Source organism: Nostoc sp. (genome assembly GCF_041747015.1).
In the GTDB taxonomy this organism is placed as follows: Bacteria; Cyanobacteriota; Cyanobacteriia; order Cyanobacteriales; family Nostocaceae; genus Nostoc.
The window spans coordinates 1-6927 of the sequence record NZ_JBGTFY010000362.1 but is presented as its reverse complement, the minus strand read 5'-3'; the positions used below and the strand labels follow the sequence as shown (position 1 = coordinate 6927).

Sequence of the window (6927 nt, the reverse complement as noted above, 5' to 3'; positions counted from 1 at the left end):
TTCTCTTCGACAAAACTGGGTTGACTTATACGACAGCCTCAAAGAGAAAAAGTAAGTCTCTCAATTTTAGTTCTCGGAAACTATACGCGAACACTTTTCTCTTTGTTTTACTCTTTATTTTCCTTAACCGAGCAGTATTGGGTTAGTACGTTCCCCCTAACAAGCTAGAACCCCAGCAGCAACAGGAAGTATGGCAGCAGACAGTAGAGGAAGCCGGGGGCAAAGTCCCAAGTGGTAGGATTGTCAAGGATGTAGTGCAGCGCATCATGGAACGCACGAAAATACCAAATACCTACCAGTTGGGTGAAGTGTGCCAAATCCTAGCAAAGGACAATCCTGAACTGAGAGGAAAGGGTGGGTGTTACTCCCTTCCCAGTATAAGATTAGAGAGATGAATGAGGATAAAAATATTAACAGGACAGAACAACTGGCAAAAATAACACTTAATTTAAGCGAGTGGCAAAAACTTTATTACAAGCATCAACAAGAGTATATACGGAGACGGCTAGAAGCAATCAAAAATCTTCATGAGAAAAAAACGAGAAAAGAAGTGATGGAGATAGTAGGTTGCGTAGAGCAAACGCTGATCTCATGGATAGATATATACCTGGAAAAAGGGTTAGCAGGATTGGTAGCACCAATCAGGCATCAGAAACCTCAAAAACTAAATCCAGAGCAGAAAGAACAACTCAAGACAATGTTGTTAAAGCAAAAACCCATAGACTATGGAATTGACCGTTACATTTGGACAGGTAAAATCATTGAAGAGGTCATAAAAACCAGATGGAACTTAGAACTTAAAGATAGTCGAATCTATCAAATATTGGACTCACTGGGTTTGTCTCATCAAAAGGCTCATCGAGATTATGAAAATGCCAATCCTGAAGCTCAAAAAGAGTTTGTGTCAACAATAAAAAAAAACTTCAAGAGTTACAACCACAAGACAAACTAATTTTCTACGATGAGTTTGCTGTTTATGACAGACCCAGTTTGTATTATGGTTGGGCAGAGAAAAATACAAAACCTGAAGTCCCAAGTAACGAGAAACGGCAACGACAGAAGCTGAATGGTATGTTGTCTGTAGATGCGGTTAGTGGAGAAGTTTATTTGCAATTGCAGCCCCAGTCCAAAGCGGAAGACGTCGCTGCCTACCTGGCTGACTTGTGTCAAGATTCTCTTCAAGAGAATTGCACCAAGATTGACATAGTTTTAGATAATAACTCCACTCATAAACAAAAAATGAAGGGTTTGTTTCATGACTATCTTGTAGCTAGAGAAATTGACGACAAAATAGAAGTAAATTTCTTACATTCGCCTGCTTATTCTCCTGATTTTAATTTGGCTGAGTATGAAATTCATTTACTTCGACTACAGAAATTACATCATTTACCATCTACTGTGACTATTGAGCAAATCCAATTAGCTCTTGAAGATGTCAAATACTTGATGAATCCTGAGCAGATATTCCGGACTTTAGAACACATTTTTAGACTTCCTATCTAACCCTATTCTTTTAGTGGGAAGGGAGTAAGCGATTGTCAGTGCAGTGAATGACTTTAGTTGCACCGTGAGAATGTGGGATGGCGAGTACACCGTTGGGTTGCAGCACCTGAAGTCTTACAATTACTTGCCCCAGGAGTGTCAGCAGATGCAGTTAATTAGTGATCGCATTCATAGGCTACGGGAAAACGAGAACTTAGAACAGGCTGCTCGTGCTGTGCTGAAGCATCTGGGGGAACTGAAGCGACCGTATTTGACTGTGGTGGAGGAGAAGGTGTTGAGTTTGATTGAGCAGGAATATGGGGTTAATGAAGGAAATAAGCCGATTGCAAATTCGTGAAGATGACTTGACAGGTAAAAATATTGCTGACCTTCTGAGGGAACATCTCGAAAATATGCATGAGATTACCCCACCCGAAAGTGTTCATGCTCTTGATATAGAGGCATTGCGTTCCCCTGATATTACTTTTTGGACGGCTTGGGATGGCGAAGAACTGCTTGGATGCGGGGCATTGAAAGAACTAGATTCAAGAAGCGGTGAAATTAAATCAATGCGTACCGTCAAGGCTCACCGACGTAGGGGTGTCGCCTCAAAGATTCTGGAACAGATTATTAAAGAAGCCCAACGGCGTGGTTACGATTGCTTGAATTTAGAAACAGGGGTAATTCCAGAATTTGCTTCAGCACGAGCCTTGTATACACGGTATGGGTTTGAGTACCGAGGCCCCTTTGGTGAATACATTGATGACCCGAACAGCGTATTTATGACGAAAAAGCTTGCTTGATTGGTTAGTAACAATCACCGTTACTGCTGTTGAAATTCCAGAGTTAACCGAGCAAGAAATTAGCGATAAGCCTGACGGCATGGCTACGCTTACCGCTTGCACCTGGAGCGAAAGGTAGAACGGGCGTTTTTTGAGGCGGGAAAGGCACTTATGGAGTTACGCGTTCGTCCTTGACGTTGCCGAAGGCAGTAGAGGAAGCGGGTGGTAAAGTCCCAAGTGGTAGAATCGTCAAAGACATTGTGCAGCGCATAATGGAGCGAACCAGAGTACCAAACACCTACCACTTGGGCGAAGTATGCCAAGTTTTAGCCAAGGATAACCCCGAACTCAGGGGTAAGGGTGGGTGTTGGTGTGAGGTAAAGGTTATTCGCAGCCGCTCAAGCGAACCGTTAGCAGTAGTTACGATGCACTTCAACAGACTAAGGACAAGCAACTAAATCGAAATTACAATCATTACGAGACAAAGTAATCATGGAATTCAACCCAAACAACAATGTTGTTAAACTCTGTCTTCAAGGTATGGGCATGGAAGAAAAAGGCAAACCAGAAGAAGCAAGTAAACTGTTTCTTCAAGCCTGGAACGAAGCGACATACGACTTTGAAAAATTTATTTCAGCCCATTATGTAGCTCGATATCAGAAAAATATTTCTGACAAATTAAAATGGCTCGAAACGGCTTTGCAGTTTGCATTAAAAATAAATAACAACACTGTTAAGAGTGCTTTCCCTTCTCTATATTCAAACATTGCCAAATGCTATGAGGACTTAAGCGACCCTGACAAGGCAAGAAAGAATTATGAATTAGCAACTTCGTTTAAGGATAAACCTTCTGACAAAGGCCCCTTTTATCATGGAACGAAAGCAGATTTGCAGGTTGGCGATTTGCTGACAGCAGGAGGCAGTTCTAATTACAAACTTGAACTCAAAATGAATCACATTTATTTCACAGCCCTTGTCAATGGGGCGGGACTAGCTGCTGCATTAGCAAAAGGCGATAACCGTGAACGTGTTTATATCGTTGAACCAACAGGGGAGTTTGAAAATGACCCGAATGTTACAGACAAAAAATTTCCGGGCAATCCGACACGCTCATATCGCTCCCAAGCACCATTAAAAATCGTTGGCGAAGTCACAGATTGGGTGAGACAAACACCTGAAGAACTCCAAAAATGGCGTGAAAAGTTGGCCAATAACAAAGGAGAAATTATTAATTAATTTCTAAGATTCCCACATCTTGCTCACCAGGGCGAACGCATCTAAAATATTCAAGATTGATGATCGAGGTGAAATTCCCCAAAACTCCATCAAACAAGACTTCCAGGAAATTAGTCCCGAAACAAAACAAGAATGATAATCGTTGTAGTGGGGAGAGTTTGTGGCAACCGTCGGTTGCCAAGCAATGGGGTTCGTTTTTGTAGTAAATTCATTCTGTACGGTAAACAAAAAACCAGACTACAGTTGAATGAAGCTCAAACCCAAAATCACTATTGCTGACCACTTTTTGGGAATAGAAGATCCACGAATAGATCGTACCAAACGACACAAATTAATCGATATCATGACCATTGCCGTCTGTGCTGTAATTTGTGGAGCTGATGGTTGGGTGGCAATAGAGACTTATGGTTGTGCAAAGTATGAGTGGTTAAAAACATTTTTAGAACTACCAAATGGTATTCCGTCACACGATACATTTGCGCGAGTATTTGCACAAATAAATCCCCAACAGTTTCAATCATGTTTTCTTGGTTGGATGAAATCAATACAGAAGATAACCGAGGGTGAAGTGGTTGCAATTGATGGGAAAACTTTACGTAGCTCTTATGATAAAAGTAGTGACCAAAGTGCAATCCAAATGGTGAGTGCCTGGGCAACTACAAATAGATTGGTGTTAGGACAAGTTAAGGTGGATGAGAAATCGAATGAAATTACAGCAATTCCGGAGTTATTAAAGGTTTTAGAACTATCTGGATGTATTGTCACAATTGATGCCATAGGTTGTCAAAAAGAGATTGTGAGGTTAATCACACAGCAGAATGCAGATTATGTAATCACATTAAAGAAGAACCAAGGTAATCTTTATAATGAGGTTGAAAAACTATTCCAGTCAGGCATAGGTACAGGATTTCAGAAGATTCAACATAGCACCTATAAAGCAGAAGAAGTAGGGCATGGTCGCCATGAAATTCGCCATTATCTAATGTTATCTGATATTCAAGAGCGACTTGACCCAGATTCAATTTGGTCAAAATTAAATAGTGTTGGTATGGTAGAGTCCGTGCGAAATGCGAATGGTAAAACAACGGTTGAGACTCGTTATTTTATCAGTAGTCTTGAGTCAAATGCGGAAAAATTTGCCAATTCTGTTCGCAATCATTGGGGTATTGAGAATTCATTACATTGGATACTGGATGTCGCATTAAGAGAAGATGACTCTAGAATTAGAAAGGATAATGCACCAGAAAACTTTGCAGTATTGCGGCACATTGCAGTTAATCTTTTAAGTAAAGAAAAGCGTGTCAAACGGGGAATAAAAAACAAACAGTTTCTCGCCGCTATGGATAACAACTATTTAACCAGAGTGTTAGAATTAGCTGAAATTAATATATGAAAAACTGAATTGAATATTTTACGTAAAAGTTGGTGTTTATCTCCACATAAGCAGACTTTTACTTACCCAATCAATGAACTTTTTAGTATTAAAATATAGCGATTCAACCGGAGATAAGTTAATTCAAAGTTTGGAATATTATAGGATTTATTTTGCTTATAATTTCCTCACTTTTTACAATTATCTATGTCATTTTTGAATCTTCTTTAGTTTTTATTAGGAAATAAGATGCGTTTCCCCTGTCTTGCTCACCGATTGAAATCAACGGCCTTATTTAACGGCTGTCGAAGAGAAATTGTTGACGCTTCTAGAGTCTGAGTACAGGATTGGTTAAGCCTCTGAACAATTATGGCAATTTTGCATCCGATAAGTAGGAAGTGCAAAAATTACGTAGAATCTTATTTTGGAAGTAAAAAACAGTTTATTAGCAGGTTACAATCTAGCTTTGGTTGAGTACAATGTAGCAAAAAATATATTATTGTTACGGAAATAACTATGATGAATTGGAAAAAGCTTCTGACACCTCAAAGACTTGGTAGGACTGAACAAGAAGATATTCAACATGGCCGTACCCCGTTTTTGAGAGACTATGATCGTTTGGTATTTTCTTCCCCTTTCCGCCGCCTCAAAGATAAAACACAAGTTTTTTCCTTACCCACAAATGACTATATTCGTACCCGTCTAATTCATAGTCTTGAAGTTTCTTGTGTTGGCCGCTCCCTTGGTAGGATTGTGGGCGATGAAATTATAAAAAGACACAAGCTTGATAAATATGGTTACAGTCCGTCAGACTTCGGTGAGATTGTGTCTGCTGCTTGTCTAGCTCATGATATTGGTAATCCTCCCTTTGGTCATTCTGGAGAAGATGCTATTCGTACAGCATTTCAATCTTGGTATAGTTCTGTTAACCAGATGAAAGAGGAACTACTTACCGAGTTTCAAAAAGCTGACTTTGATTTATTTGAAGGTAATGCACAAGGATTTAGGATTTTAACTAACCTTGAAATGGTTCCTCAAAGAGGGGGGATGCAACTCACTTGCCCAACTTTAGCTTCTTTTACAAAGTATCCTAGAGAATCTTTAATACCAGAATCTATCTTAAAAAATTCCACAAGTAGAATTCCTAAAAAACATGGTTTTTTCCAGGCAGAAAAAGATTTATTTTCTGAAGTAGCAAATACAGTTGGGTTAATTCGCCGTCATGATAATGCAGCATGGTGGTGTAGACATCCACTTGCTTTTTTGGTTGAAGCAGCAGATGACATTTGTTACTCAATTGTTGATGTAGAAGATGGACATCGTATGGGTTATATATCATTTGAGCAAGCTAAAGACTTGCTTAATAAGATTGCAGATATTGATATTCAAAAAGATGATGGTAGCAAGGATGAAAAAGTTAAACGATTGCGTGCTAAAGGTATTGATAAACTTATAAGAGAAGCAACTCAAATTTTTTTAGATAATGAAGTAAAAATCCTTTCGGGAGAATTTGAAGAAGATTTATTATCTTTAAGTAATTATGCAGAGCATCTAAAAGAAATTGGAAAACAAACTAGTGATACTGTTTTTCAGCACCAGGATGTAGTTAGTATCCAAATTGCTGGATACGAAGTTTTAGCCAAGTTATTTACTGAGTTTGCTAACACAATCTTCAATAATGAAAATAAGTCCAAATTAGTCTATCAAATGCTTCCGAAAGAATATTATCTAAGTTTGGAGGATGATAATAGCTATGAAAAAATTCTGAAAATTACAGACTATATATCTGGTATGACTGACTCCTATGCTACTAAACTATTTCAAAAATTTAGCGGAATTTCCTTGGGATAATTTCATTGTAGGAGCTACCTATTTTATATAAGTACCTATACTTTTGCAGTTTTCACTATTTGTGGATGAGTAATAATACTCATGGCATGAGAAGAGGATTTCTTTAAAAACTAGTTCACTAACGCGTCGGACTAGTTATTTTTTTTACATAACTAGGTTTTTTCACACTTAATAAGCTTCATACGATAACTGCATTTTATTCTT

The 6927-nt window shown here is 38.7% G+C and carries 6 protein-coding genes and 1 pseudogene; all 7 read left to right on the top strand.

Annotation, left to right across the window (positions count from 1 at the left end):
- Positions 1-409 precede the first annotated feature (409 nt).
- The 7 genes and pseudogenes from ACEW80_RS28995 (at position 410) to ACEW80_RS28965 (ending at position 6723) form a co-directional block, all read left to right on the top strand.
- Positions 410-1503, top strand: a protein-coding gene (locus ACEW80_RS28995) for an IS630 family transposase (RefSeq protein ID WP_373529919.1) whose coding sequence is annotated in 2 segments (ribosomal slippage) — positions 410-913 and positions 916-1503 — 1092 coding nt in all. Because the reading frame shifts where the segments join, the coding sequence is not laid out codon by codon here.
- Between the two features lie 43 nt (positions 1504-1546).
- A complete protein-coding gene (locus tag ACEW80_RS28990) occupies positions 1547-1840 on the top strand; it encodes a hypothetical protein (protein WP_373529917.1) in 294 nt (97 codons plus the stop codon).
- Positions 1809-2285: a GNAT family N-acetyltransferase gene (locus ACEW80_RS28985; protein WP_373529916.1), complete on the top strand. Its 477-nt coding sequence runs from the start codon at positions 1809-1811 to the stop codon at positions 2283-2285. Before ACEW80_RS28990 ends, ACEW80_RS28985 begins: the two co-directional genes overlap by 32 nt.
- 10 nt (positions 2286-2295) lie before the next feature.
- A pseudogene (locus ACEW80_RS28980) lies at positions 2296-2635 on the top strand (hypothetical protein); the annotation flags it as partial.
- A gap of 394 nt (positions 2636-3029) precedes the next feature.
- Positions 3030-3500 carry an NAD(+)--rifampin ADP-ribosyltransferase gene (arr, locus tag ACEW80_RS28975; protein WP_373529918.1) on the top strand — a complete coding sequence of 157 codons (471 nt, stop codon included), beginning with the start codon at positions 3030-3032 and terminating at the stop codon, positions 3498-3500.
- Between the two features lie 247 nt (positions 3501-3747).
- Positions 3748-4893 (top strand): ISAs1 family transposase, encoded by a 1146-nt coding sequence (locus tag ACEW80_RS28970; RefSeq protein ID WP_373529915.1) that lies wholly within the window; start codon positions 3748-3750, stop codon positions 4891-4893.
- A 495-nt stretch (positions 4894-5388) separates the two neighbouring features.
- Complete coding sequence (locus ACEW80_RS28965) at positions 5389-6723, top strand: deoxyguanosinetriphosphate triphosphohydrolase (RefSeq protein ID WP_373529914.1); 1335 nt, start codon at positions 5389-5391, stop codon at positions 6721-6723.
- Positions 6724-6927: the final 204 nt, after the last annotated feature.

Bases quoted from the DNA above. Each gene is read 5' to 3' on its own strand.
- ACEW80_RS28985 (WP_373529916.1), top strand. From the start codon at position 1,809: ATGAAGGAAATAAGCCGATTGCAAATTCGTGAAGATGACTTGACAGGT.
- ACEW80_RS28970 (WP_373529915.1), top strand. From the start codon at position 3,748: ATGAAGCTCAAACCCAAAATCACTATTGCTGACCACTTTTTGGGAATA.
- ACEW80_RS28965 (WP_373529914.1), top strand. From the start codon at position 5,389: ATGATGAATTGGAAAAAGCTTCTGACACCTCAAAGACTTGGTAGGACT.